Genomic DNA, 23,869 nt, shown 5'->3' with positions numbered 1-23,869 from the left:
GGCATCGCCTGGGGCAGGCCGATATTGCTTGCACGGCAGGCGATCCCGAATAGGATCGGCCGGCTGCAATTGAGGGAAGGCGAGCGTGTCGGACGGAAATACTCATCGGGCCATCCGGTCGGCGGATGCCGACGATGCGCTTCGCCACGCAGGCGCCTGAGTCCGATGTCACCTGAAACGCAACGACTTCTGTCCGCTCTTGGCGATCGGCTGGGCGCGGGGGGCGTCCTCGCCGGCGCCGATGTCGACCAGCGCTATCGCGATGATCCCGACGGCAAGCTTGGCGTGCTGCCCGAAGTGGTGCTGCGTCCGCGCGATACCGTCGGTGTCGCGGCGGCACTCGCCGGGTGCAACGCTCTCGGCCAGCCGGTCGTCGTTCAGGGCGGCCGCACCGGACTGGCCGGCGGCACGCGCGTCCAGCCGGGCGAGATCGTGCTGTCGCTGGAGCGCATGACCGGCCTTGCAGCGCCGGATCTTCAGGCAGCCACCATCGTTGCCGAAGCCGGTGCAACGCTGCAGGCGGTGCAGGAGGCGGCCGATGGCGCCGGACTGATGTTCGGCGTCGATATCGGCGCGCGCGGTTCGGCCACGGTCGGCGGCAACATCGCCACCAATGCCGGCGGCATCCGTGTCCTGCGCTACGGCATGTACCGGGCGCAGGTGCTGGGGCTGGAGGCGGTGCTTGCCGATGGCAGCGTGTTGTCCTCGCTGAAGGGCCTGCCCAAGGACAATTCCGGCTACGACCTCGGCCAGCTCTTCGTCGGCGCGGAAGGGACGCTCGGCGTCGTCACCCGCGCCGCGCTCCGGCTGCATCCGAAGCCGGCATCCGAGGTGAACGCCTTCTGCGCGCTTGCTTCGCTCGATGCGGCCATCGCCTTGCTTGGGCTGCTCAGGCAAAAGCTCGGCCCGCTACTGTCTGCCTATGAGGTGAATTTCGCGCCGCTCTATGACGTCATGGTTGGCAGCATGGCGATGCCGGCGCCTTTGCCGGCTGGCTCGCCCGTCTATGTGCTGGCCGAAATCCAGGGCAGTGAGCCCGAGCGCGACGGCGAACGCTTCGCCGAGGTCCTGATGCAAGCGGTCGAGGACGGCGTGGTCGACGATGTCGTCGTCTCGCAATCGCCGCGTGAATTCCGTGCGCTGTGGGATGTGCGGGAGGATGCCAACCGTATCCTGTTTTCAATCAAGGGCCTGATAGGCGTCGACATCAGCATTCCCTTGGCGCGCATGGGCGCGTTCCTGCAGGAAGCGGACGCCGCCATCCATGCCGTTGATCCGGGCGCGGACATCTACGTCTTCGGCCATCTCGGCGACGGCAATCTGCACTACCAGGTGCTGACGGCGGATCCGGCGGCGGCCTACGGCATCATCTATCGCGGCGTGGCGGCGGCTGGAGGCGGCGTTTCGGCCGAGCATGGCATCGGCCTCGACAAGAAGCAGTGGCTGCATCTGGTGCGCAGCGACGCCGAAATCGCCACGATGCGGCGGCTGAAGACGGCGCTCGACCCGAAGAACATCCTCAATCCGGGGCGGGTCTTCGACCTCGGTTAAACGGCCTTCCCGCGATGACGGGTTTTCGATAGCTCAAGTCCGTTCCGTCGCCATCTGCCTGGGGATCAGGAAGCGGGCGGCGAGCACGCAGAGCAGCACCGTGAACATCAGGATCAGCGCCACCAGCGCGTTGATGTCGGGCGAAAAGCCAAGCCGCATCATCGCCCATAGCCTGACCGGCAGCGTGCTTTGCGTGCCGGTGACCAGGATGGTGATCATCGTCTCGTCGAACGACAGCGCGAAGGCCAGGATGGCGCCGCCGACCATGGCGCTCGACAGGTTCGGCAGGATGATACGCCAGAAGGTCTGCCAGCCGGTGGCGCCGAGATCGAAGGAGGCTTCGACCAGCGTGCGGCTCATCGACTGCAGCCGCATCAGTACGGTGCGATAGACGATCGCCAGCACGAAAACGGTGTGGCCGATGACGACCGTCAGCAGCGAGCGTTCGAGGTGGATTTCGCGGAAGAAGATCAGTAGCGCCAGGCCGCTGATGATCGGCGGCATCAGGAACGGCAGGAAGATGATGAACTGCAGGAAAGAGCGTCCGGAGCGGCGGCTGTGATAGTAGAGCGCCAGCAGCGTCCCGCTGACCACCGAGAGCACGACGGTGCAGACGCCGACGATCAGCGTGGTGCGCAAGGCAGCCAGGATGTCGTGGTTCTCGGCCAGCGCCACATAGGTCGAAAGCGTCGGTGACGACCAGTCGACATTGCCATGCGAAATGGTGAAGAACGACGACACGATCGGTACGAACAGCGGGCTGTAGAGCAGCACCGCGACCAGTGTCGTGATCGCGGCCAGGAAGATGGTGGAGGGTCGGGGCAGGGCGTTCATATCGACGTCCCCCGATTGCGTCCGAAGCGTTCGCCGATGAGGATGGCGCAGATCACCACGATCGCCAACGCCACCGAGAGCGCGGCGCCGAACGGCCAGTTATAGGCCGTGCCGAACTGGCTGTAGAGGATGCGGCCGAAGGTGAAGCCGCTGATCCCACCGACCATCTGCGGCGTCAGGAAATCGCCGATCGCCAGCACGAAGACGAAGCTCGCCGCCGAGGCGACGCCGGGCAGGCTGAGCGGCAGAGTGATGCGCAGGAAGGTCTGCCAGCCGCTGGCGCCAAGGTCATCCGAAGCGCGCAGCAAGGTCTGCGGGATGCGCTCCAGCGACAGGAAGATCGGCAGGATGGCGAAGGGGATCAAAAGCAGGCTCAGCGTCAACAGGATGGCGTTCATGTTGAACACGAAAAGCGTCGACGGCTGATCCAGGATGCCGACCGCCACCAGCGCCTTGTTGAGGAAGCCGTTGAGGCCGAGGATGCTGCGGATCGCATAGATCTTGATGACGTAGCTCATCAGCAGCGGCACCAGAAGCAGCATCAGCAAGGCATAGCGCCACCGCCCTTTCAGCGTCGTCAGGAAATAGGCGGCGGGATAGGCGAGCAGGATGCAGATGACGGCCACCGACACGCACAGCACGATGGTGTTCCAGAACACCGGCAGAAAGATCGGATCGGTGAAGAACCTGATATAGTTGCCCAGTGACAGTCCGTAGACGATCGTGCCCTCGTCGACACTGAAGAAGCTGTAGCCGAGGAAGATCGCCAGCGGCACGAGCACGAAGATGACCGGCAAGGCGAAGGCCAGCACCGTCACCAGCAGCGACAATCGCCTTTCCGCGGGATGTGTCGAGCCGGCGCTCATGCCAGCACCAGATGGCCTTCATGCGGCGCAAACGAAAGCGAGACCGTCTCGCCCGACTTGAGCGCGCTACCGTCGATCCGGCTCGGCATGCGCAGCCGCAGCCGTTGCGCGGCATTGCCGCCAGCCGTCATAGTGGCGACGGTCGACGAACCGGCAAAGGCCAGATCGGCGATGGTGCCGGAAAAGTGGTTGCTGCTGTCCGTTGCATCCGCGAGACGCAAGGCCTCGGGACGGAACGCCGCGAAGGCGCTGGCGCCATCGATCGCCGCCTTCAGATGCGGCTGGTCGCTGATCGAACAGACCAGGCGCCCAAGTACGGTCTCGATCGATCGCTGCTCGCCCTGGACAGGGCCGAGCTTTCCGGCCACCAGATTGTTCTCGCCGAAGAAGCGCGCCACGAATTCACAATTGGGCTTGTAGTAAAGGTCGTGCGGCGTGCCGAGCTGGCGGATATGGCCGGCCTGCATGACGCAGATCCGGTCGGCCATGCCGATCGCTTCCTCTTGGTCGTGGGTGACGAACACGAAGGTGGTCTTGATCTCGCGCTGGATGGATTTCAGGAACTCCTGCATCTGCCGGCGCAGCTCCAGGTCGAGTGCCGCGAGCGGCTCGTCGAGCAGGATCAGGCGCGGCTGGCAGATCAGCGCCCGGGCGAGCGCGACGCGCTGGCGCTGGCCGCCGGAAAGCTGCGCCGGAAAACGGTCGGCGAAACGCCCGAGCTGCACCAGCTCCAGCGCTTCCGCCACACGGTGCGCGATCTCCTTGCGCTTGATATGGCGCACCGAAAGTCCATAGCCGACATTGCCGGAAACGGTCATATGCGGGAACAGTGCATAGTCCTGGAACACGGTGTTGAACGGCCGCTTGTTGATCGGCATGCGGCTGATGTCCTGACCGTCCAGCCGGATCTCGCCCGCGGTCAGCGGTTCCAGCCCGCCGATCAGCCGCAGCACCGTGGTCTTGCCCGAGCCCGACGGCCCAAGCACGGTCAGGAACTCGCCGTCCCGGATCGACAGGTCGATGTCGTGCAGCACGGGAACCGTGCCGTAGGATTTCGAGACGGACCGCAGCGTCAGCAGGTCGGCGTTCTGGTTCATAAGCTATTCTCGCATACGCTGCGGCGGTCCGGAACGTCCGGACCGCCGGGTCCTTCGAAGTCAGGGTGCGGAAAGGATCAGGGCGTCGCCTTGATCTCGTTCCACAGATCCGAACGCTTGAGCGGATCCTCGACATTGTTGAGCCAGACCAGCTTGTCATTGCCGCCGGCGCTGCTCGACTCGACCACGGTGTTGCCGAAGCCGGTGCGCTCGGAAAGCTCGCCGCTGACCTTCTTCGTCAGCATGAAGTCGATCCATTTCTCGGCCGCCGCATTGTCGCGGACACCCTTGGAGATCACCCAATTGTCGAGCCAGGCCAGCGCGCCTTCGCTTGGATTGACGTAGGCGACATGGGCACCGATCTTCTGCAGCGCCTTGACCTGCTGCTGGCCGTAATTGGCCCAGATCAGGGCAACGTCATTGTTCTGGTAGATCTGCTGCGCTTCGTCGGCGGTGGTGTAGAAGCTCAGCACGTTGCGCTTGAGCTCGACCAGCTTGGCCTTCACCGCCGCCATCTGCTCCGCATCGAGGTTGAACGGATCCTTGTAGCCGAGCGTCAGTGCGGTGAACGAGAAATTGTGCTCGCCATTGTCATAGGCCAGGATCTTGCCCTTGTAGGCCGGATCCCACAGCACCGACATCGATGTCGGCGCCGGCTTGACCTTGTCGGTATCGTAGATCAGGCCGATGGAGTCGAAGCAGAATGGAATGCCGTAGACCTTGCCGTCCTTGGTGTCGCCGCTGACCTGTGACAGATCGCGGAAGCGCGGCAGCACCTCCTTCTGGTTGGGCAGCTTGGTGACGTCGATCGGCGACACCAGATCGGCCTTGATGTAGCGCTGCAGCTGGGCGGTGTTGACGGCGAAGACGTCGAAATCCTGGCCTTCGCTGCCCTTGATCTTGGCCCAGATCTCATCATCGCTGCCGATGAAGACGACATCGACGCCGATGCCGGTGGCGGCGGTAAAATCCTTCACCCAGTCCGGGTCGGCATAGCCGTCCCAGGCAAGCACGCGAAGGTTCGCGGCCAGCGCCGCCGATGTCATCAGGCCGATGCCGAACCCAATTGTCGCTAATTTCAGAAACGCTTTCTTCAGTCCCATTTTCAATCTCCCATTGTCGTTCTGGTGGACCGTAATTTTCGGGCCTGCGCCGTCACAGCGGGGTGACGGTGACCAGTCCCTCGTCCGGCACCGAGACCATCCGGTTGCGCAATGGCTTGCCGAATGTCTGTGCCTGGATTTCATACTCGTCGCCGGAAGCCGTCTTGACGCCGGAGGCGTAGCTCATCACCGCAGCGCCGAAGAAATAGGCATGCAAATCGCCCGCCCTGCGGTGCATCGGGTAGCGGAAATGGAAATGTTCGAGATTGGCGATCGAGTGCGACATGTGCGTCTCGCCCGACAGAAACTCCTGTTCCCAGACAACGGCACCGTCGCGCAGGATGCGGGAATGGCCGCGCACTTCCTCGGGCAGGTCGCCGACCAGAAGCTCCGGCCCGATCGAGCAGGAGCGAAGCTTGGAATGGGCGAGATAGAGATAGTTTTCGCCTTCCGTCACATGGTCGGAATATTCGTTGCCGAGCGCATAGCCGATGCGGTAAGGGCGGCCATCCGGCCCATTGAGGTAAAGCCCGACGATCTCGGCTTCCTCGGCGCCGGCACGTGCGAAGGCCGGCATGGGCAGATCGGCACCAGGCGGCACGACGCAGGTGCCGACGCCCTTGAAGAACCATTCCGGCTGGATTCCGATCTTGCCGACGCCGGGCTTGCCGCCTTCCAGGCCCATCTTGAAGATCTTCAGCGAATCCGATTCTTCGGCGTCCTCGCCATGTGTCAGCAAGTGCATCTGGTTGCGCGCAGCGGCACTTCCGGTGTGGGTGAGGCCGGTGCCGGTGACCAGGAAGCGCGCCGGCTCCGGATGGTCGACCGGGGCCAGCACGCGGCCATCGCGCAACAGCGCGTCATAGTCGACTGACGCGGTGCCCGTCCGCCTCTCGACCAGCGAGGCGATGGATGCACTCTCGGCGATTGCCGCTTCGGCGAGTTCCAGCACGCTGCCGGTGTTTTCCAGCGGATGCAGGTAATTGCCATCATCGGAGACACGGCCGACCCGCCTGCTGCCATCGACCATCATGTACTGAACAAGACGCATGAAACTAACCTTCTTCCCTTGTGGCACGGTGCGGGTCACACCCAGCCCGCATCGACGATGAACTGTTGGCTCGTGCACATCAGGCTGTCGTCGGCGGCGAGGAACAGCGCCATGCGCGCGATGTCGGAGGGCTGCAGCCGGTCGGGCAGGCACTGCCTTTCCGCGATCTGGCGCTCGCCGGCCGGGTTCAGCCACAGCCGCATCTGGCGCTCGGTCATCACCCAGCCTGGCACCATGCAATTGACGCGGATGCGCTCGGGGCCGAGTTCGCGGGCCAGTGCCCGCGTCATGCCATAGACGGCGGCTTTCGCAGTCACATAAGCAGGGCAATCGGGATCGCCGACCATCCATGTGATCGAACCAAAATTGATGATCGAGCCGCCGCCTTGCGCGCCCATCTGCGGGCGTACCGCCTGCGCCGCGAAGAACTGGTGGCGCAGATTGACCGCCATGCGGTCGTCCCAGTAGGCCACCGTCACGTCCTTGGTCTGATGGCGGTCGTCATTGCCGGCATTGTTGCACAGCGCCTGGATGGGGCCGTTGTGCTGCGCTGCTTGCGCGATGGCCGCCTGCAGCTCTTCGACATTGCGCAGGTCACAGGGAATGAACAGCGGCGCGGCATGCCCCTCGGCCGCAATCGCATCGACCAGACGCTTTGAAGGTTCCTCGGCCAGATCGACGAAGGCGACGCGGCTGCCCTGCGCGCAGAAATGGCGCACCAGGCTTTCGCCGATGCCGCTGCCGCCACCGGTAATGAACACGCTGCGCCCTTTGAGGCTCGGGTAGGTCGCGTAGCTGCCGATCTGATCCGTCATTGCGCGCCTCTCTAGTGGGAATGCCGAGGAACGCCAGCATCGCGCCGGCCGACGAGGAAGTCGAAATCGCAGCCCTTGTCGGCCTGCAGCACGCGCTCGACATAGAGGCTCTGGTAGCCACCTTCGGGTGGCGCCGGTGGCTGCCAGTCGCGGCGGCGGATCGCCAGTTCCTCGTCTGATACCAGCAACTCGAGCCGGCGGCCGGCGACGTCAAGCTCGATGAGATCGCCGTCGCGCACCAGCGCCAGCGCGCCACCTGCCGCGGCCTCGGGCGCCACATGCAGCACTACGGTTCCATAGGCGGTGCCGCTCATGCGCGCGTCCGAGATGCGCACCATGTCGGAGACACCTTGCTTGAGCAGCTTTGCCGGCAGCGGCATGTTGCCGACCTCGGCCATCCCTGGATAGCCGCGCGGTCCGCAATTCTTCAGCACCATCACCGAGGAGGCGTCGATATCGAGCTCCGGATCATCGATGCGGGCGTAATAGTGCTCGATGTTTTCGAACACGACGGCCTTGCCGCGATGCTGCATCAATTCGGGTGTTGCCGCCGACGGCTTGATGACCGCCCCGTTGGGCGCCAGATTGCCGCGCAGGATCGAGATGCCGCCTTGCTCGGTCAGCGGCGCGCTCATCGGCCGGATGACCTCGCTGTTGTAGTTGGGCGCACCGTCGATCAGTTCCCCGATGGTCTTGTCGCTGACGGTCATGACGTCGCGATGAAGAAGCCCCACTTCATCAAGCGACGCCATGACCGCAGCCAGCCCCCCGGCATAGTAGAAATCTTCCATCAGGAACCGGCCCGACGGCATCAGGTCGACAATGGTTGGAACATCGCGGCCAAGGCGATCCCAATCCTCGAGACTGAGGTCGACGCCAACCCGGTTGGCGATGGCGATCAGATGCAGCACCGCATTGGTGGATCCGCCGATCGCGCCGTTGACGCGGATGGCGTTTTCGAACGCTTGCCTGGTGAGGATCTGCGCAATCGTCACGTCGCGGCGGACCAGCTCGACGATCTGGCGTCCGGCCATCTGGGCGAGCACGCCGCGGCGCGAATCCACCGCCGGGATCGCGGCATTGTCGGGCATGCCGATGCCGAGCGCCTCCACCATGCTGGCCATGGTCGAGGCCGTGCCCATCGTCATGCAGCTGCCGGCCGACCGGCTCTGACCCTGTTCGGCCGCGAGGAAGTCGGCGACCGGCATGCGGCCGGCCTTCACCTCTTCGGCGAATTTCCAGACATGGGTGCCAGAACCGATGTCTTGCCCGCGGAACTTGCCGTTGAGCATCGGTCCGCCAGAGACGGTGATGGTCGGCAGGTTGCATGAGGCAGCCCCCATCAGCAGCGCCGGTGTGGTCTTGTCACAGCCGACCAGCAGGATGACGCCGTCGATCGGATTGCCGCGGATGGATTCCTCGACATCCATGCTGACCAAATTGCGAAACAACATGGCCGTCGGGCGCATGTTGCTCTCGCCCAGCGACATCACCGGGAACTCCAGCGGCAGGCCGCCTGCCTCGTAGACGCCGCGCTTGACGTGATCGGCGAGCGCCCGCAGATGCGCATTGCACGGCGTCAACTCCGACCAGGTGTTGCAGATGCCGATCACCGGGCGGCCGTCGAAAGCATCGGCCGGAATGCCCTGGTTCTTCATCCAGCTGCGGTGCATGAAGGCGTTCTTGCCTTCACCGCCGAACCAGGCTTCGGACCGCAGTTTGCGTTTGGTCTCGGTCACGATGTCTGTTCCCGATCCTGGCGGCGTCTGTTGCGGTTCTCGACGCTGCGGCGCACGTCGTCCTCGGCATTATCGATGAGCACCAGCAGTGCCTTTTGTGCGCCGGCGGCGTCACCGGCGGCGATCTTCTCGGCCACCTCGCGATGCAGCGGCAAGGAGTGGCGCTGCCCTTCCGGATTGTCGTTGGAGAGGCGAAAGCTCATCACCAATGCGGTTTCGACCAGCGCGGCAAGCGAGCCGATCAGCTCATTGCCGGTCATGCGCAGGATGGTCTGATGAAACAAAAGATCGGGCTTGGCGAAGCGGTCGCCGTCATCGCTCAGCGCTTCCATTTCGGCGAGTGCGGCGTGGATCTCGGCGATCTGCGCCGGGGTGGCGCGCTGGGCGGCAAGTGCTGCCGACATCGGCTCGATGGCACGCCGAAGTTCGAACAACGCCCGGACATCGTCGGCGCTGACACCACGGGCGTAGCGCCAGGACAGCACGTCCGGATCAAGGAAATTCCAGTCGGCGCGAGGCCGCACTCGTGTGCCGGTCTTCGGTCGCGATTCGACCAGCCCCTTGCCCGCCAGCACCTTGATCGCCTCACGCAGCACCGTGCGGCTGACCCCCAGCATTTCGCTGGAATCGTCGGCGTTGGGCAGCGCCTCGCCGGGCAGGAAGTCGCCTTGCACGATGCGCAAACCGATCTGCTCGACGACCGTGGCATGCAGTGCGGTAGAGCCGCTGGAAACCGCCACCGCAACCCGTGACGTGCGCGCCGTGCTGAAAGATTTCTTATTCTTCATACTATTCATATGATATGTCTTATAGCCATGGCGATTGGAGTCAAGGGATGGGGAGCGCCGATAACAAAGAATTCCGCTGCCGTTGCCGCGCAGCACAAGGAGCTGGTTTCGATCAGCGACGGCATTGCGACGGTCGAGCTTGCTACGGCCGCTGGCGGCGCCCTGGCGTCCTATCGCTGGTGGCACAATGGCTCTGCGGTGGATTGGCTACGCCCGGCGGATCCGGCGGCGATCGGCCACCGCGATGCCGGCGCCATGGCCTGCTTTCCGCTCGTTCCCTATTCCAATCGCATAAGAAGTGGCCGGTTCGAATTCGGCGGCCGTACCATCAAGTTGCCGACGACTGCCGACGATCCCCATCATGAGCACGGCCATGGCTGGCGTCATCCCTGGACGGTGGTGAGGCATGAAGCCAGCACCATCGTCCTGCGCTATCGCCACGCCGCCGATTCCTGGCCATGGAGCTATGAGGCCGAGCAGGTGATCTCACTGACTGGCGGCAGGCTTTGCATGACCGTTTCGGTGCGCAACCTGTCGGGCGCGCCGATGCCGGTTGGCTTCGGCCTCCATCCCTATTTTCCGTCGACGCCGTGGACGCATGTCCAGACGCCGGTGTCCGGCATGTGGGAGACGGATGCGGAGGTTCTGCCCATCCGGCATGTCCTGCCGCCGGTAGGCGCCGATCCATCCATCGGCTTTGACGTATCGGAAGTGGATTTCGATACGATTTTCACCGGATGGGCGCGCCGCGCCCGGATCACGTGGCCGGAGCAGGGGCGGCAGCTGGACATCGAGGCCGAGGCGCCGCTCGATTTCCTCGTCCTCTACACGCCGCCGGGTGAGCCGTTCTTTTGCGCCGAGCCGGTCAGCAACATCACCGATGCCTTCAACCGGATGGACGACGAGGACATCAACACCGGATGCATCGTGCTGGCGCCCGGGCAGATGCGATCCGCCAGCGTTCGCTTCACGCCGTCATTGGCTGTTTGACCTTCGTTATCGGTTGCCCGAAGCCGGATCAGAACGGGTAGTGCTGGCCCGGATCCTCGATCGTCACCCAGCGCAGATCGGTGAATTCGGCGATCGAGGCCTTGCCGCCGAAACGGCCATAGCCCGAGCCCTTGACGCCACCGAACGGCATCTGTGCTTCGTCGCCGACGGTCGGCCCGTTGATGTGGCAGATGCCGGCTTCGATACGGGCAGCGATTCCCATCGCGCGTTTGATGTCGCGGCTGAACACGGCTGACGACAGGCCATACTCGGTGTCGTTGGCGACACGTACGGCCTCATCCTCGCTCTTCACACGGATCACCGGCTTGACCGGTCCGAAGGATTCTTCGGCGTAGACACGCATGGCCGGCGTGACATGGTCGAGCAACGTTGCTTCCACCACGGTGCCGGTGCGCTTGCCGCCGGCGACCAGCTTGGCACCCTTGGCGACAGCATCGGCGACAAGCTCTTCCATCTTGTCGGCCGCCTGGCTGCTGATCAGCGAGCCCAGCACGACATGGCCGCGCGGGTCCCCCGCCGGCAGTTGCGCGGCCCGGGCGGCCAGCTTTGAAACGAACTCGTCGGCGATCTTGTTGTCGACGATCAGCCGCTCGGTCGACATGCAGATCTGCCCCTGATGCATGAAGGCGCCGAAGGTCGCGGCATTGACCGCGGCGTCGATGTCGGCATCGTCCAGCACCAGCAACGGCGCCTTGCCGCCGAGTTCGAGCAGCGCCGGCTTCAGGTGTCGGCCGGCGAGTTCGGCGATGATCCTGCCGACCTTTGTCGAGCCGGTGAAGTTGACGCGCTTGACCGAGGGATGCGCAACCAGCGCCTCGACAATGCCGGCTGCGTCCTTGGGGTCGTTGGTTACGACATTGATGACGCCCTTGGGCAGCCCGGCTTCGACCAGCACCTGGCCGATCAGCCGGTGCGTGCCCGGGCACATTTCGGATGCCTTCAGCACCACCGTGTTGCCGCAGGCGATCGGCATGGCGATGGCCCGGGTGCCGAGGATGACCGGTGCATTCCACGGCGCGATGCCGAGGCACACGCCGGCCGGCTGGCGGATCGCCATGGCCAGCGTGCCCGGCTTGTCGGAGGGGATGATCTCCCCCGAAATCTGCGTCGTCATCGCCGCCGCCTCACGCAGCATGTTGGCCGCCAGCATGACATTGAAGCCGGCCCAGGGGCCGGTAGCACCGGTCTCTTCCATCATCAGCTTGGTGAATTCACCGACCTTCGAGGCCATCACGTCAGCCGCCTTGGACAGCAAGGCGCGGCGTTCGCCAGGCCCGGTCTTCGACCAGGTCGTGAAGGCGGCGGCGGCGGCTTCCACCGCGGCATTGGCGTCGGCAACACTGGCCGCAGCGGCGCGCGTCGCCAGTTTGCCGGTGAATGGGTCCATGCGCTCGTAGGAGGCCGAACCGGACGCATCCCTTTTGTCGCCGTCGATCAGAAGTCCGATATCCATGACTGTCTCCCTCGCCCCGTCAGGAGCGTACTCATTGAATTAGAAGCCGAACATTTCGGCATTGATCGATGCTTCGAGGCCACCGTCAACCGGCACGTTGGCGCCATTGATCCAGCGCGCGCCGTCCGAGCACAGGAACAGCACCACCGGTGCGATGTCGCCCGACGTGCCGGCGCGGCCGACCCTTGCAATGTCGCTGTCGACGCGGGCGTCGCCGAGCACGGTGCGGAACTGTTTCAGGATAGGCGTCTCGACCGGGCCGGGGCTGACCGCGTTGACGCGGATGCCACGGCGTTTGAACAAATCCTGATGCGCCGCGCGGAAGGTCCACAAGAGCAGCAGTTCCTTGGAAACGGGATAGCCTTCCTCGTTCCTGACCGCGTGCGTGCAGACCACGTCGGCGACATCGGGAAAGCCCTCGATGGCGACCATCGAGGCGGCGCGGTTCAGGTTGGCGCGCCAGCCATAGCCGGCGATCGAGGCGACGTTGACGATGGCGCCGCCTTCGCGAAGCCTTGGCGCGAGGCCTTCCGAGAGCGCCCTGAGGCCGAAGAAATTGACGGCCAGCGTCGACGCCGCGCCGGTGTTGCCGGAAAGGCCGGCGACGTTGCAGAGCGCGTCGATGCGTTGCGGCAGGCGCGCGACGAGGTCGTTGACGCCGGCCTTCGACGAGATGTCGGCCTTGACGAAACTGCCAACCACTGCCGCCGGCTCGCGCACATCGACGCCGATCACATCGGCGCCAAGCTGGCCGGCGAGTTCCGCGGTGCGGGCGCCGATGCCGGAAGCGACACCGGTGATGAGGATGGTCTTGCCGAAAAGCATGGTCATGCCTTCTCCTGATGCTGTGTGGTTCGCTCCGGCGAAGGTGCGGCACCGTCATCGGCCGAACTTCCCGGAAGCCTGACGCGGTAGCCGACCGGCAGCAGGCGCAAGCCAAAACGCTCCTCGATCGTGCCCCACAGGCCGCGCGGCAGGAAAAGCGAGAACAGTACGGCCGTGGCGCCGAGGCCGACCAAGTACCAGACGCCTGTGCCGCCGAACCAGGTCTCGATGAGGAAGAACACCAGCGCGCCCAAAATGGCGCCCTCGAACGTGCCGATGCCGCCGACCAGCACCATGAAGATCATGTAGGCGGTCCATTGGACGTTGAAGTAGGTTTTTGGCTGGAAGGTGATGGAGGTCGCAAGCCACAGCGCGCCGGCAACACCGATGCCGAAGGCGGCAAGCACGAACAGCAGCCGCTTGGTGCCGGTGACGCGCACACCGACAGACGCGGCGGCATCCTCATTGTCGCGGATGGCGCGGATCGCCGCACCGGTGCTGCCGCGCAGCAGGCCGAACAGGATGGCGAGCAGGGCGGTCATCGAGGCCAGCGCCAGCCAATAGATCGTCGCTCGCCTGGTGCCGGCATCGTAGACGTTGAGCGAGATCAGCGAGGTCCCGGTTTCGCCTTGTACCAGCCGGTCGAGGTTGACCAGCAGATGCGTCAGCGCCGCGATCACCCACATGCCGATGGCGAACTCGCCATTCCTCAGCCGCAGCATGAACAGCGAGAGCGGCCAGGAGATGGCGCCGACAATGATCGCCGAAACGAAAAGCGAGGCGAAAGGGTTGAGCCCGGCATCGGCCAGCCGGATGGCGAAATAGGCGCCGAGTCCGAAGAACACCTGCTGGCCGACCGAAACCAACCCGCCGAAGCCGGCGAGAGCGTTCCACATCGCCGCCAGGATCACGTAGATGAACAGCGCGGTCATGCGGTCGACCGCACCGGCCGACAGGAACTGCGGTGCGATCGCAAGCAGTGCGATGATGATCGCCCCCGCGATGGCGGCGAGCCGCGACGTCGCCGTGCCGCGTTCGATGATCGGCGAGGTCGAGACGGCGCTCATGACGCGCTCCGGGACGGCAGGCGCAGCAGGCCGCGCAGGCCAAGGCCTGATGTGGAAAGCCGCACGAACAGCACGATGAGGAACACGGCATGACCGCCGATCAGAAAACCTTGCGGATGCACTTGTGCGCCGAGCGTCTGGGCGAGCGCCAACACGATGCCGCCGATCAGCGTTCCCCACAGCGAACCGGCGCCGCCGATGACAGCCGCCTCGAAGGCGAATAGCAATTGCGGCGCGCCGGCATAGGGATCGAAGGTGGCGCGCATGCCGAGGAAGGCGCCGGCAAGGCCGACCGTGACCATGGCGATGGCCGCGGCGATGGCGTTGGCGCGGCGCGCGTCGACGCCGACCAGGCCGGCGGTGTCGGGGTCTTCCGACGTGGCGCGGATCGAGCGGCCTAGCCTGGTGCGAGTGAGGAAAAGCTGCAGCCCGCCAAGCAGGATAACGGCGGTGGCGAACATGATCACCGCGAGCTTGCCGACATAGATGCTGCCCGGCCATTCCCAGGAATCATAGGACAGGCTGCCGATATAGGGCGCCAGCGAACGGGTATCGGCGCCGAACTGCTCGAACAGCATGTTGTCGATGACGATGGCCAGCCCAAACGTGGTCAGGATCGGCAGCAGCGCACCGCCGCGCGCGCTGCGTTCGAGCAGGAAGCGCCGCAGCGCCCAGCCGATCGCCGCCATCAAGGGCAGCACGATGAGCAGGCCGAAAAACGGCGAGATATGGAACCGCGAGGCCAGCCACCACAGCGCAAAGGCGGCGAACACGGCAAGACTGCCATGGGCGAGGTTGATGATGCGCATCACCGAAAACATGAAGGACAGGCCGCAAGCGATCAGCGCGTAATAGCCGCCGAGAAGAATGCCCTGGATGATCTGGTTGCTCATGCCGGAACGCTCCCGGGGCTTTTCCGGTGCAGGCCGAAATAGGCTTTCGTCACATCGTCACGCGAAACCGTCTTGCTAGGCCCTTCCAGCGCGACGCGCCCTTCGAGCATGCAGATGACCCTGTCGGATACTGAGAGCGCGCGGTTGAGGTCCTGTTCGACGAGGATGATCGTCGTGCCGGAAGCGATCAATCCCTGAAGGGCTGCATAGACGCGGTCGACGATCAGCGGCGACAGACCAAGCGAAACCTCGTCGAGCAGCAGCACGTCGGGATTGCTCATCAGCGCCCGGCCGATCGCCGTCGCCTGCTGCTCACCGCCCGACAGATGGCCCGTCTTGGCATGGCGGCGCGGTTTCAGATTGGGGAACATTTCCAGCACCTTGTCGACGCTCCAGTCGCCTGGCCGGCCGGCGGTCTTGCCGAGCAGAAGGTTCTCCTCGACCGTCATCTGCACGAACAGTTTTCGACCCTCAGGCACCAGCGCGATGCCCATGCCGACGCGTCTGTGTGATGGCACATCGGTGAGGTCGGCGCCGTCAAGCAGCACGCGGCCGGCCGCCGGCTGATGCGCGCCGGCGATTGCCCGCAGCAGCGTGGTCTTGCCGGCGCCGTTGGCACCGACCAGCGCCAGCGTCTCGCCGCGTTCGATGCTGAAACTCACGCCGCGCACCGCTTGCAGCAGGCCATGCCGGACAACCAGGTTCTCGACCGACAGCAGGCTCATTTCGGGCCTCCGCCGAGATAGGCGCGCACGACCTCGGGATCGGCCATCACCGCTTGCGGCTCGCCGTCGGCGATGATTTTTCCCGCATCCATGCAGATCAGCCGTTCGGCCACCTGCAGCAGGATGTGGACGATGTGCTCGATCCAGACGATGCCGATCTTGCGCCGGCGCAACTCCTTGATCGTGTCGACCAGCTCACTGGCTTCGCCGTCGGTCAAGCCGCCGCCGATCTCATCCAGCAGCAGTAGCGTCGGTCGCGCGGCAAGCGCCCGCGCCAGTTCCAGCCGCTTGCGGTCGAGCAGGCCGAGCGTTTCGGCGCGCCGGTTGGCAACACCGAGCATACCGCACAGTTTCAGCGAACCGAGCGCCTCCTCATAGGCCTCGTCGCGGCCGAGGCCGGCGCCATGCGAGGCGGCAACGAAGACATTTTCGAAGGTGGTCATGCCACTGAATGGTTTGGGCACCTGGTGCGTGCGCACCAGGCCGAGCCGGCAGCGCTGGGTGGCCGGCAGAGACGTCACGTCACCGCCCTTGAAGTTGACCGTACCCGCACTCGGCGGAAAGGCGCCCGAAAGCACGCTGAGCAGCGTCGTCTTGCCGGCGCCGTTCGGACCGACAATGCCGACCGCCTCGTCGGCACCCATCGTAAAGTCGACGGCATCCAGCACCACAAGCGCGCCGAAGCGCTTGTGGATGCCGGCGGCGGTGAGAACAGCCTGTTGTCGCGGATGGGTCACCAGGCGATCCTCGTCAGCGGTCCATCAGCCGTTGTAAGGCAGAAGCTTGGCTTCGACGGGCACCTTCGGGTCGGTGGCGTTCTCGGTCACCACATAGTCGAGCGGGAATTTGCTGCCTTCCTTGGCGGCCACCCACTGCGTGCCGATGATCGGGCCGGGCGACACATTGGCCACAGGGCCGCTGGTGAAATCGACCTTGCCGATCATGGTCTCGGTCTTCAGCGTGCTAAGCGCCTTGGCCACCGCCGCCTTATCCTTGGCGTCGGTGCTGGCCTTCAGTGCTTCGAAGCCGGCGTCGAGCAGCGACATCGAGGCGCCGAGCTGCTGCGTCCACTGCTTGCCGCTCGCCGCCTCATAGCCGTCGGCCAGCTCAGTGCCCGAAACACCGGTCAGCGGCGACTTGTAGGGGAAGGCCTTGTGCCAGTAGGCGGCGCTCGAAATCTTCATGCCGAGGTCGCCGAGCGCCTCGATGTCGGTCGGGAACAGCCCGGTCTTGGCGACCTGGCAGATCTTGATCTGCTTGATCAGCCCCTGCTGTGCCGCCTGCCGCCAGAACGCGGCGAAATCGGGCGGGATCGGGAACGAGTTGAAGATCTCGACGCCTTCCTGCTTGAACAGCGCAATCTGCGAGGAATAGTCCGTGGTGCCGGTTTCATAGGCGCCGGGATCGACAATGGTAAAACCCTGCTTGGCCAAGAGCGGCGCCAGATTGGCGCGGATGGCGTTGCCGTCGGCATCGTTGGGATACATGACGCCGACCTTCTTGTTGGTCTCGATCAGGTTCCATTGCGAGATGTAGGTCTTGAAGAATTCGCCGACGCCGAAGCCGAAATGATAGGTCCATTTGAACGGCGAGGGCGCGCCGGGTTTGGCACCACGACCGAAATACCAGGCTTCCCAGGGCATGACGGTCGAAAGGCAGGGCACGCCGGCGGCCTCGCAGGCATCGGCCACCGGATTGATCACCTCCGGTGTCGAGACGGCCAGCATCAGGTCGATGGCCTGGTTGTTGATCAGGTCCTTGGCGAGCTGGCCCGCGCGCGACGGATCCGATTGCGTGTCCTGGTCGAGGATCTCCACGCTGTATTTCTTGCCACCGATCTCAAGACCGCCGGCCAGCGCCTTGCGGGCCAGATCGAGTACGTAGCCGTCGGTCTGGCCGAAGCCGGCCAGCGGCCCGGTGCGCGGACTGACGAAGCCGACCTTGAGCGTGTCGCCTGCCTGGGCGAAGGCCTTGCGGCCGCCAAGCGTGAGCGCCGCGCCGCCGGCAATCGAGGTGGCGATGAACTGGCGCCGCGAAATGTCGCGAATGCTGGATTTGCTGCCGATAGAATAGGTCATGCGTTCCTCCCTCTGTGCTCCTCCATCGGCACAGTGCACCAGCGTTTTGGTTCGGTAAAATGATATTTTGCGGTGTTTCATTAACCCCAGGGTTAGGAGATTGCCGATCAGGAACCGAGCCTGTTTGAACGGTCCATGCTCATTTGGCCGGTCTGGCCGCCTCGCGAATGGTCTGCAGCAGGATGGTGAAGGCGGGCGAGGGGGCGGTGTCGGTGCGCATCGTCAGGCCGACCGGTCCCTTGGTTTCGTCGGTGTCGACCGGCAAGGCGACGAAGGCGCCGCTGGCGATCTCGTTGGCGACCACGCCGGCCGAGATGATCCACACCGCATTGCTCTGCCGCATGAAGGAGCGGCCGAAAGAGTCCGAGACGGTTTCGATCTCGGTGGCTGGCGCCGTCATGCCGTTGGTGATGAACAGGCGGTCGACAAAGGGACGGATGACGGATTCCCGGGTCGGCATCAGCACCGGGAATTCGTCGAGCCTGGCGAAAATGTCAGCCTCCGGCTCCAGCAGCGGGTGTCCGGCCCGCACCACGAACAGCACCTGTTCGGAATAGAGGTGCTCGAAGAAGAAGCCGGTCATGTTTTCGGGCGCCGCCAGCCGACCGACGACGAGATCGAGCGCGCCGGTGCGCAATTGTTCGAGCAGCACAGCGTTCTCGCCGGTGACGATCTTGATCGCGGCGCCGGTGTTTTCGCCAAGGAACAGGCTCATGGCCCGCGGCATGACCTTGGCCGACACTGTCGGCAGCGCGCCGATGCGGATCGGATGGCGATTGATGGCGCCGTCCTGGCGAACGGAATCGACGCCGCGCTTCAAAGCCGTGATCGCCGAGCCGGCATGGCCAAGGAAGATCTCGCCGAGCCTTGTGACACGGATGCCGCGCCCGTCGCGCTCGACAACGGCGACACCGAGCGCCTCTTCCAACTCACGCAACGTCTTGGTCACCGCCGGCGCGCTGACATGCAGAAAGTCGGCCGCTCTCGCCACGCTGCCTTGCCGCGCGACCTCCAGAAATGCCTGCAGATGACGGAAGCGGATGCGGCTCTCGGCCATGGATTTGATAACCCCTGAGTTAATGAAACGGCGTAAAATATCATTTTACCGAACCAAATGCCTTGTGCAATGTGGGGGCGGAGGATCGAAATCGTGCCATTCGTCACCATCGGCGGCATCACGCTGCATCATCGCCACATCAAGGCGACCGGCAATGCGCGTGCGATCGTGTTCATCAATTCGCTGGGCACCGACTTCCGCATCTGGGATGACATTGTCGCGGCGATTGATGGCGAAATGCCCTTGCTGATCTATGACAAGCGCGGCCATGGGCTGTCCGACATCGGCGACATCAGGTCAATCGACGATCATGTCGACGATCTCTCGGCGCTCATCGATCATTTCGGGTTGGAGAAGGTGGTGCTGTGCGGCCTGTCGGTCGGCGGCATGATCGCGCAAGGGCTCTATGCCAGGCGGCCCGAGATCGTCGAGGCCATGATCCTGTGCGACACGGCCCACAAGATAGGCACGACGGAGAGCTGGAACACCCGCATTGCAACCGTCAAAAGCAAGGGCATCCAGGCCATTGCCGATGGCGTGCTCAAAGTGTGGTTCACCCCCGCCTTCCACGCGACGCGGGTGGCCGAGCTGGACGGCTATTGGAACATGATGACCCGGCAAGCTGTCGCCGGTTATCTCGGCACGTGCGCGGCAGTTCGCGACGCGGATTTTACCGAAGCCGCGCGCCACATCGCCGTACCGACGCTCTGCATCGCCGGTGATCAGGATGGCTCGACACCACCCGATCTCGTCCGTTCTCTGGCCGCCCTGATCCCCGGCGCGCGTTTCGAGATCATCCGTGATGCCGGGCACATTCCTTGCGTCGAACAACCTGAAGCACTGGTCGCGCTGATCCGCGATTTTGTCGCATCGCTTGCCCCTGGAGCACAAACCCATGGATGAAGTCCCCGCCAACGCCGCCAGATATCGCACCGGCCTCGGGGTGCGGCGCGCCGTGCTCGGCGATCGGCATGTCGATCGGGCCGAGGTCACCGCCACCGATTTCGATCAGCCTTTCCAGGAACTGATCACCGAGGCCGCCTGGGGAACGGTGTGGGCCAGGCCGGGCCTCAGCAAGCGCGAGCGCTCGATCGTCACGCTGGCGCTGCTCGCCGCACTCGGCCATGATGAGGAGGTCGCCCTGCATGTGCGCGCCACCGCCAACACCGGTGCGACGCGCGATGATATCTGCGAAGCGTTCCTGCATGTCGCCATCTATGCAGGCGTGCCGGCCGCCAATCGTGCCTTCAGAATAGCCAAGGACGTGTTTTCGGAAATGGACGGAGCCGACAATGCCCGCTGAGTCCGGCTCGAACCGCAGGCCCGAGACCGGCGCCTTCTTCCAGCGCGACCGGACATGGCATCCGCCGGCGCTGACGCCGGGCTACAAGAGTTCGGTGCTTCGCTCGCCGCAGAAAGCGCTTTTGTCCTTCGACAACACGCTGTCGGAAATAGCCGGACCGGTCTTCGGCCACGCCATGCTGGGCGAACTCGATGCCGACCTGATCCACAATTTCGCCATGCCGGGCGAGAGCGCCATCGGCGCGCGCATCATCGTCCATGGGCGCGTGCTCGACGAACGCGGCGTTGGCGTTCCCGGCGTGCTGCTCGAATTCTGGCAGGCCAATGCCGGCGGCCGCTATCGCCACAAGAAGGACGGCTATCTGGCCCCGCTCGACCCGAATTTCGGCGGCTGCGGGCGCACCATCACCGATGAGCGCGGCGGCTATGTTTTCCGCACCGTCAAACCCGGCCCCTATCCCTGGCCGAACGGACCCAATGACTGGCGCCCGGCGCACATCCATTTCTCGGTCTTCGGCCATGGCTTTGCCCAGCGCCTCATCACGCAGATGTATTTCGAGGGTGACCCGCTGATCTGGAAATGTCCGATCGTGCGTGGCATCGCCGACAAGGCGGCGATCGAGGCGCTGACGGCCAGCCTCGACACGCAGGCGACCATCCCCATGGATGCGCTCGCCTACAAGTTCGACATCGTGCTGCGTGGCCGCCGCTCGTCGCTGTTCGAAAACCGGCTGGAGGGCAATTGATGGCCCAATCGCTCGACCGGCTCAGGGAAAGCCCCTCGCAGACCGCGGGACCCTATGTCCATATCGGGCTGACGCCGAATGTCTGCGGCATCGGCGGCGTCTATGCGACCGATCTCGGTGCGGCCATGGTCAACGACAAGACCAAGGGCGAGCGCATCGGTCTCAAGATCCGGGTGCTCGACGGCACCGGCACGCCGCTCAAGGATGCGCTGATCGAGATCTGGCAAGCAGACGCCGACGGGCTCTACAATTCACCCGCCGAGCTGCGCGGCGCCGCCGATCCGAATTTCCAGGGCTGGGGCCGTTGCCCGACCGACATGGAAACAGGCGTCTGCGCCTTCGAGACGATCAAGCCCGGCCGGGTGCCGTTCCGGGATGGCAGCCTGATGGCGCCGCACATCACGCTGTGGATCGTCGCCCGCGGCATCAATCTCGGCCTGCACACGCGGCTCTATTTTTCCGACGAGGAAGAGGCGAATGCCGGGGACCCGATCCTGGCGCGCATCGAGCACCGGATCCGCGTGCCGACGCTGATCGCCGAGCGCCAGGGCAACGCCTACGTCTTCGACGTCCATCTCCAGGGGGAGAAGGAAACGGTCTTCTTCGACAGCTGATGGTCAGGAGGAGCAGGACATGACCGTATCGCCCTTCGATCATCCATTGCTTTCCGCCCTTCTTGGTGACGAGGAAGCATTGAGGCATTTTTCCGTCGACGCGGAAATCGAGGCGATGCTGGCCTTCGAACACGCGCTAGCGGAAGCGGAGGCCGAAAACGGGATCATCGCCAAGGATGCCGCGGCGGCGATCGTGGCGGCGCTGGCTTCGTTCCGGCCTGACACCGCCTTGCTTCGGGCCGGTGTCGCCAGGGACGGCGTCATGGTGCCGGAACTGGTGCGCCAGATCAGGGCTGCGGTCGGCGAACCGCATGGCCAGCAAGCGCATTTCGGTGCGACCAGTCAGGATGTCATCGATACCGGCCTGATGCTTAGGCTGAAATCCGTCGTCGAGCATCTCGGCCTGCTGCTGACCGAGACCATCATACGCCTCGCCACGCTCGAAGAACGCTTCGGGGGGCGGGCGCTGACCGGGATGACGCGCATGCAACCGGCAATTCCGATCAAGGTGGCGGATCGCGTGACGGCCTGGCGTGCGCCACTGCAGCGACATCAGGAAAGACTGTCGGAGCAGTCCAGACGTCTGCTAGTGGTGCAGTTCGGTGGTGCTGCCGGCACGCTGGAAAAGCTTGGTGGCAAGGGGCCGGTGGTGCGCGCCGCACTTGCCGCAAAACTCGGCCTTGGCGATGCGCCGCAATGGCAAAGCCAGCGCGACGCGCTCGCCGACTTCGCCGGCTGGCTGTCGCTGCTGACCGGCAGCCTCGGCAAATTCGGCCAGGACATTGCGCTGATGGCGCAGGGTGGAACCAACATCGCGCTGTCGGGCGGCGGCGGCTCGTCTGCCATGCCGCACAAGCAGAACCCGGTGAAGGCGGAAGCGCTGGTGGCGCTCGCCCGCTTCAACGCCACGCAGCTTTCCGGCATGCATCAGGCGCTGGTGCATGAGCAGGACCGGTCGGGCGCGGCCTGGACGCTCGAATGGCTGCTGCTGCCGCAGATGGCCGTCGCCACCGCCGCGTCGCTGCGGCTCGCCGCCGAGCTGGCCGCGCAGGTCGAAAGCCTGGGCCGCTGATGCGCACCCAGGTCGCCATTATCGGGTCCGGACCGTCCGGTCTGCTGCTTGGGCAGCTTCTGGCCGGCATCGGGGTCGAGACCGTCATTCTGGAACGCTCGAGCCGCGATCATGTGCTCGGCCGCGTGCGAGCCGGCGTGCTCGAGCAGGGCACAGTCGAATTGCTGGAAGAGGCGGGCGCAGCCACGCGGCTACATGCGGAGGGACTGCCGCATTCCGGCATCTCGCTCGCTTTCGACGGCCGCCTGCACCGCATCGATCTCGCGGCACTTACTGGTGGCAAGCATGTCACCGTCTACGGCCAGACCGAAGTGACGCATGATTTGATGGGCAAGCGCGAGGCGGCAGGCCTCGTCACCGTCTATGAGGCCGCTGTTGTCGCGCTGCATGATTTCGACGGCGCCGCACCTTTCGTCACCTACGACAAGGACGGTGTCAGCCATCGCATCGACTGCGATTTCATTGCCGGCTGCGATGGCTATCACGGCGTCAGCCGCAAATCGGTGCCGGAGCGTGCGCTGGAAACCTTCGAGCGGCAATACCCGTTCGGCTGGCTCGGCGTGCTGGCCGAAGTGCCGCCAGCCGATCACGAGCTGGTTTATGCCAACCACGAGCGGGGTTTTGCGCTGTGCTCGATGCGCTCGACGCATCGCAGCCGCTACTATGTGCAGTGCTCGCAGGACGACCATGTCGAGGCATGGTCCGACGACCGCTTCTGGGACGAGTTGCGCCGCCGCTTGCCGGAACAGACGGCGGCAAGCGTCACCACCGGGCCATCCTTCGAAAAGTCGATCGCGCCGCTGCGCTCCTTCGTTGCCGAGCCGATGCGCTTCGGCCGGTTGTTCCTGGTCGGCGACGCCGCCCACATTGTGCCGCCGACCGGCGCCAAGGGCCTCAATCTCGCCGCCAGTGACGTGCGCTATCTCTTTGCCGGTTTTCGCGATTACTACCGCGACAAATCCGTGGCCGGCATCGACGCCTATTCGCAAAAGGCGCTGGCGCGTGTGTGGAAGGCGGTGCGCTTCTCCTGGTGGATGACGACGATGCTGCACCGCTTCCCCGACACCGGCGACTTCGGCCAGCGCATCCAGGAAGCCGAACTCGACTATCTCGTACAGTCGCGGGCCGCGTCGACCGCGCTCGCCGAGAACTATGTCGGATTGCCTTACTGACCGGCGGCAA

24 protein-coding genes are annotated in these 23,869 nt (G+C 64.6%); 8 read left to right on the top strand and 16 right to left on the bottom strand.

Going from position 1 to position 23,869, the window contains the following annotated elements; genetic code table 11:
* Positions 1-165 precede the first annotated feature (165 nt).
* The gene (locus AC1D05_RS04435) at positions 166-1,551 is read left to right on the top strand and encodes an FAD-binding oxidoreductase (protein ID WP_477438570.1); all 1,386 of its coding nucleotides are present in this window, start codon (positions 166-168) and stop codon (positions 1,549-1,551) included.
* Positions 1,552-1,584: 33 nt separating this feature from the next.
* Here AC1D05_RS04435 and AC1D05_RS04430 read toward each other — a convergent pair whose 3' ends face one another.
* The 8 genes from AC1D05_RS04430 to AC1D05_RS04395 form a co-directional block, all read right to left on the bottom strand.
* Entirely contained in the window at positions 1,585-2,385 is an 801-nt protein-coding gene (locus tag AC1D05_RS04430) for an ABC transporter permease (protein ID WP_477438568.1), read from the bottom strand.
* Positions 2,382-3,215 carry an ABC transporter permease gene (locus AC1D05_RS04425; RefSeq protein ID WP_477438566.1) on the bottom strand — a complete coding sequence of 278 codons (834 nt, stop codon included), beginning with the start codon at positions 3,213-3,215 and terminating at the stop codon, positions 2,382-2,384. The genes AC1D05_RS04430 and AC1D05_RS04425 overlap by 4 nt, the downstream gene beginning before the upstream one ends.
* Positions 3,216-3,247: 32 nt before the next feature.
* Entirely contained in the window at positions 3,248-4,348 is a 1,101-nt protein-coding gene (locus tag AC1D05_RS04420; RefSeq protein WP_477438564.1) for an ABC transporter ATP-binding protein, read from the bottom strand.
* A 77-nt stretch (positions 4,349-4,425) separates the two neighbouring features.
* The gene (locus AC1D05_RS04415) at positions 4,426-5,451 is read right to left on the bottom strand and encodes an ABC transporter substrate-binding protein (protein ID WP_477438562.1); all 1,026 of its coding nucleotides are present in this window, start codon (positions 5,449-5,451) and stop codon (positions 4,426-4,428) included.
* Positions 5,452-5,503: 52 nt separating this feature from the next.
* Complete coding sequence (araD1, locus tag AC1D05_RS04410) at positions 5,504-6,502, bottom strand: AraD1 family protein (protein ID WP_477438560.1); 999 nt, start codon at positions 6,500-6,502, stop codon at positions 5,504-5,506.
* A 35-nt stretch (positions 6,503-6,537) separates the two neighbouring features.
* Positions 6,538-7,317, bottom strand: coding sequence for an SDR family NAD(P)-dependent oxidoreductase (locus AC1D05_RS04405; protein WP_477438558.1), 780 nt, complete (start codon positions 7,315-7,317; stop codon positions 6,538-6,540).
* A gap of 11 nt (positions 7,318-7,328) precedes the next feature.
* Complete coding sequence (locus AC1D05_RS04400; protein WP_477438556.1) at positions 7,329-9,056, bottom strand: IlvD/Edd family dehydratase; 1,728 nt, start codon at positions 9,054-9,056, stop codon at positions 7,329-7,331.
* Positions 9,053-9,844 carry a FadR/GntR family transcriptional regulator gene (locus tag AC1D05_RS04395; RefSeq protein WP_477438554.1) on the bottom strand — a complete coding sequence of 264 codons (792 nt, stop codon included), beginning with the start codon at positions 9,842-9,844 and terminating at the stop codon, positions 9,053-9,055. The genes AC1D05_RS04400 and AC1D05_RS04395 overlap by 4 nt, the downstream gene beginning before the upstream one ends.
* Before the next feature lie 27 nt (positions 9,845-9,871).
* On the opposite strand from AC1D05_RS04395, the gene AC1D05_RS04390 reads away from it, so the two are divergent.
* Positions 9,872-10,834, top strand: coding sequence for an aldose 1-epimerase (locus AC1D05_RS04390; RefSeq protein WP_477438552.1), 963 nt, complete (start codon positions 9,872-9,874; stop codon positions 10,832-10,834).
* Positions 10,835-10,862: 28 nt separating this feature from the next.
* Here the strand turns inward: AC1D05_RS04390 and AC1D05_RS04385 are convergent, their stop codons facing one another.
* The 8 genes from AC1D05_RS04385 to pcaQ form a co-directional block, all read right to left on the bottom strand.
* Positions 10,863-12,308: an aldehyde dehydrogenase gene (locus tag AC1D05_RS04385; RefSeq protein ID WP_477438550.1), complete on the bottom strand. Its 1,446-nt coding sequence runs from the start codon at positions 12,306-12,308 to the stop codon at positions 10,863-10,865.
* Positions 12,309-12,347: 39 nt separating this feature from the next.
* On the bottom strand, positions 12,348-13,133 hold the full coding sequence (locus tag AC1D05_RS04380; RefSeq protein ID WP_477439103.1) for a coniferyl-alcohol dehydrogenase: 786 nt from the start codon (positions 13,131-13,133) through the stop codon (positions 12,348-12,350).
* A 2-nt stretch (positions 13,134-13,135) separates the two neighbouring features.
* Positions 13,136-14,200: a branched-chain amino acid ABC transporter permease gene (locus AC1D05_RS04375; protein WP_477438548.1), complete on the bottom strand. Its 1,065-nt coding sequence runs from the start codon at positions 14,198-14,200 to the stop codon at positions 13,136-13,138.
* The gene (locus AC1D05_RS04370) at positions 14,197-15,093 is read right to left on the bottom strand and encodes a branched-chain amino acid ABC transporter permease (protein ID WP_477438546.1); all 897 of its coding nucleotides are present in this window, start codon (positions 15,091-15,093) and stop codon (positions 14,197-14,199) included. The genes AC1D05_RS04375 and AC1D05_RS04370 overlap by 4 nt, the downstream gene beginning before the upstream one ends.
* A complete protein-coding gene (locus AC1D05_RS04365; protein ID WP_477438544.1) occupies positions 15,090-15,818 on the bottom strand; it encodes an ABC transporter ATP-binding protein in 729 nt (242 codons plus the stop codon). Before AC1D05_RS04365 ends, AC1D05_RS04370 begins: the two co-directional genes overlap by 4 nt.
* Entirely contained in the window at positions 15,815-16,558 is a 744-nt protein-coding gene (locus AC1D05_RS04360; protein ID WP_477439101.1) for an ABC transporter ATP-binding protein, read from the bottom strand. Before AC1D05_RS04360 ends, AC1D05_RS04365 begins: the two co-directional genes overlap by 4 nt.
* Before the next feature lie 21 nt (positions 16,559-16,579).
* Positions 16,580-17,896: an ABC transporter substrate-binding protein gene (locus tag AC1D05_RS04355; protein WP_477438542.1), complete on the bottom strand. Its 1,317-nt coding sequence runs from the start codon at positions 17,894-17,896 to the stop codon at positions 16,580-16,582.
* A 139-nt stretch (positions 17,897-18,035) separates the two neighbouring features.
* Positions 18,036-18,953 (bottom strand): pca operon transcription factor PcaQ, encoded by a 918-nt coding sequence (gene pcaQ / locus AC1D05_RS04350; RefSeq protein ID WP_477438540.1) that lies wholly within the window; start codon positions 18,951-18,953, stop codon positions 18,036-18,038.
* 93 nt (positions 18,954-19,046) lie between these two features.
* On the opposite strand from pcaQ, the gene pcaD reads away from it, so the two are divergent.
* From pcaD to pobA, 6 genes are read left to right on the top strand one after another with little or no spacing between them, the layout of a single operon-like run.
* Positions 19,047-19,856, top strand: coding sequence for a 3-oxoadipate enol-lactonase (gene pcaD, locus AC1D05_RS04345; RefSeq protein ID WP_477438538.1), 810 nt, complete (start codon positions 19,047-19,049; stop codon positions 19,854-19,856).
* Entirely contained in the window at positions 19,849-20,256 is a 408-nt protein-coding gene (pcaC, locus tag AC1D05_RS04340) for a 4-carboxymuconolactone decarboxylase (RefSeq protein WP_477438536.1), read from the top strand. The genes pcaD and pcaC overlap by 8 nt, the downstream gene beginning before the upstream one ends.
* Entirely contained in the window at positions 20,246-21,001 is a 756-nt protein-coding gene (gene pcaH, locus AC1D05_RS04335; protein WP_477438534.1) for a protocatechuate 3,4-dioxygenase subunit beta, read from the top strand. Before pcaC ends, pcaH begins: the two co-directional genes overlap by 11 nt.
* On the top strand, positions 21,001-21,615 hold the full coding sequence (gene pcaG / locus AC1D05_RS04330) for a protocatechuate 3,4-dioxygenase subunit alpha (RefSeq protein WP_477438532.1): 615 nt from the start codon (positions 21,001-21,003) through the stop codon (positions 21,613-21,615). The genes pcaH and pcaG overlap by 1 nt, the downstream gene beginning before the upstream one ends.
* Before the next feature lie 19 nt (positions 21,616-21,634).
* Positions 21,635-22,687: a 3-carboxy-cis,cis-muconate cycloisomerase gene (locus AC1D05_RS04325; RefSeq protein ID WP_477438530.1), complete on the top strand. Its 1,053-nt coding sequence runs from the start codon at positions 21,635-21,637 to the stop codon at positions 22,685-22,687.
* Positions 22,687-23,859: a 4-hydroxybenzoate 3-monooxygenase gene (pobA, locus tag AC1D05_RS04320; protein WP_477438528.1), complete on the top strand. Its 1,173-nt coding sequence runs from the start codon at positions 22,687-22,689 to the stop codon at positions 23,857-23,859. The genes AC1D05_RS04325 and pobA overlap by 1 nt, the downstream gene beginning before the upstream one ends.
* Positions 23,860-23,869 lie beyond the last annotated feature (10 nt).

It is taken from the genome of Mesorhizobium sp. P2_E9 (assembly GCF_056403815.1).
Note: the sequence above shows the minus strand (reverse complement) of the source record. Positions and strands in the feature narration are given on the sequence as shown.

What these genes read in the sequence shown, in the direction of transcription:
- AC1D05_RS04435 (WP_477438570.1), top strand. Translation starts at nt 166, where the DNA reads ATGTCACCTGAAACGCAACGACTTCTGTCCGCTCTTGGCGATCGGCTG.
- AC1D05_RS04420 (WP_477438564.1), bottom strand. Translation starts at nt 4,348, where the DNA reads ATGAACCAGAACGCCGACCTGCTGACGCTGCGGTCCGTCTCGAAATCC.
- AC1D05_RS04390 (WP_477438552.1), top strand. Translation starts at nt 9,872, where the DNA reads ATGGCGATTGGAGTCAAGGGATGGGGAGCGCCGATAACAAAGAATTCC.
- pcaG (WP_477438532.1), top strand. Translation starts at nt 21,001, where the DNA reads ATGGCCCAATCGCTCGACCGGCTCAGGGAAAGCCCCTCGCAGACCGCG.
- AC1D05_RS04375 (WP_477438548.1), bottom strand. Translation starts at nt 14,200, where the DNA reads ATGAGCGCCGTCTCGACCTCGCCGATCATCGAACGCGGCACGGCGACG.
- AC1D05_RS04415 (WP_477438562.1), bottom strand. Translation starts at nt 5,451, where the DNA reads ATGGGACTGAAGAAAGCGTTTCTGAAATTAGCGACAATTGGGTTCGGC.
- AC1D05_RS04325 (WP_477438530.1), top strand. Translation starts at nt 21,635, where the DNA reads ATGACCGTATCGCCCTTCGATCATCCATTGCTTTCCGCCCTTCTTGGT.
- AC1D05_RS04365 (WP_477438544.1), bottom strand. Translation starts at nt 15,818, where the DNA reads ATGAGCCTGCTGTCGGTCGAGAACCTGGTTGTCCGGCATGGCCTGCTG.
- araD1 (WP_477438560.1), bottom strand. Translation starts at nt 6,502, where the DNA reads ATGCGTCTTGTTCAGTACATGATGGTCGATGGCAGCAGGCGGGTCGGC.
- AC1D05_RS04430 (WP_477438568.1), bottom strand. Translation starts at nt 2,385, where the DNA reads ATGAACGCCCTGCCCCGACCCTCCACCATCTTCCTGGCCGCGATCACG.
- AC1D05_RS04405 (WP_477438558.1), bottom strand. Translation starts at nt 7,317, where the DNA reads ATGACGGATCAGATCGGCAGCTACGCGACCTACCCGAGCCTCAAAGGG.
- pcaH (WP_477438534.1), top strand. Translation starts at nt 20,246, where the DNA reads ATGCCCGCTGAGTCCGGCTCGAACCGCAGGCCCGAGACCGGCGCCTTC.
- pcaQ (WP_477438540.1), bottom strand. Translation starts at nt 18,953, where the DNA reads ATGGCCGAGAGCCGCATCCGCTTCCGTCATCTGCAGGCATTTCTGGAG.
- pobA (WP_477438528.1), top strand. Translation starts at nt 22,687, where the DNA reads ATGCGCACCCAGGTCGCCATTATCGGGTCCGGACCGTCCGGTCTGCTG.
- AC1D05_RS04395 (WP_477438554.1), bottom strand. Translation starts at nt 9,844, where the DNA reads ATGAAGAATAAGAAATCTTTCAGCACGGCGCGCACGTCACGGGTTGCG.
- pcaC (WP_477438536.1), top strand. Translation starts at nt 19,849, where the DNA reads ATGGATGAAGTCCCCGCCAACGCCGCCAGATATCGCACCGGCCTCGGG.
- AC1D05_RS04370 (WP_477438546.1), bottom strand. Translation starts at nt 15,093, where the DNA reads ATGAGCAACCAGATCATCCAGGGCATTCTTCTCGGCGGCTATTACGCG.
- AC1D05_RS04385 (WP_477438550.1), bottom strand. Translation starts at nt 12,308, where the DNA reads ATGGATATCGGACTTCTGATCGACGGCGACAAAAGGGATGCGTCCGGT.
- AC1D05_RS04380 (WP_477439103.1), bottom strand. Translation starts at nt 13,133, where the DNA reads ATGCTTTTCGGCAAGACCATCCTCATCACCGGTGTCGCTTCCGGCATC.
- AC1D05_RS04355 (WP_477438542.1), bottom strand. Translation starts at nt 17,896, where the DNA reads ATGACCTATTCTATCGGCAGCAAATCCAGCATTCGCGACATTTCGCGG.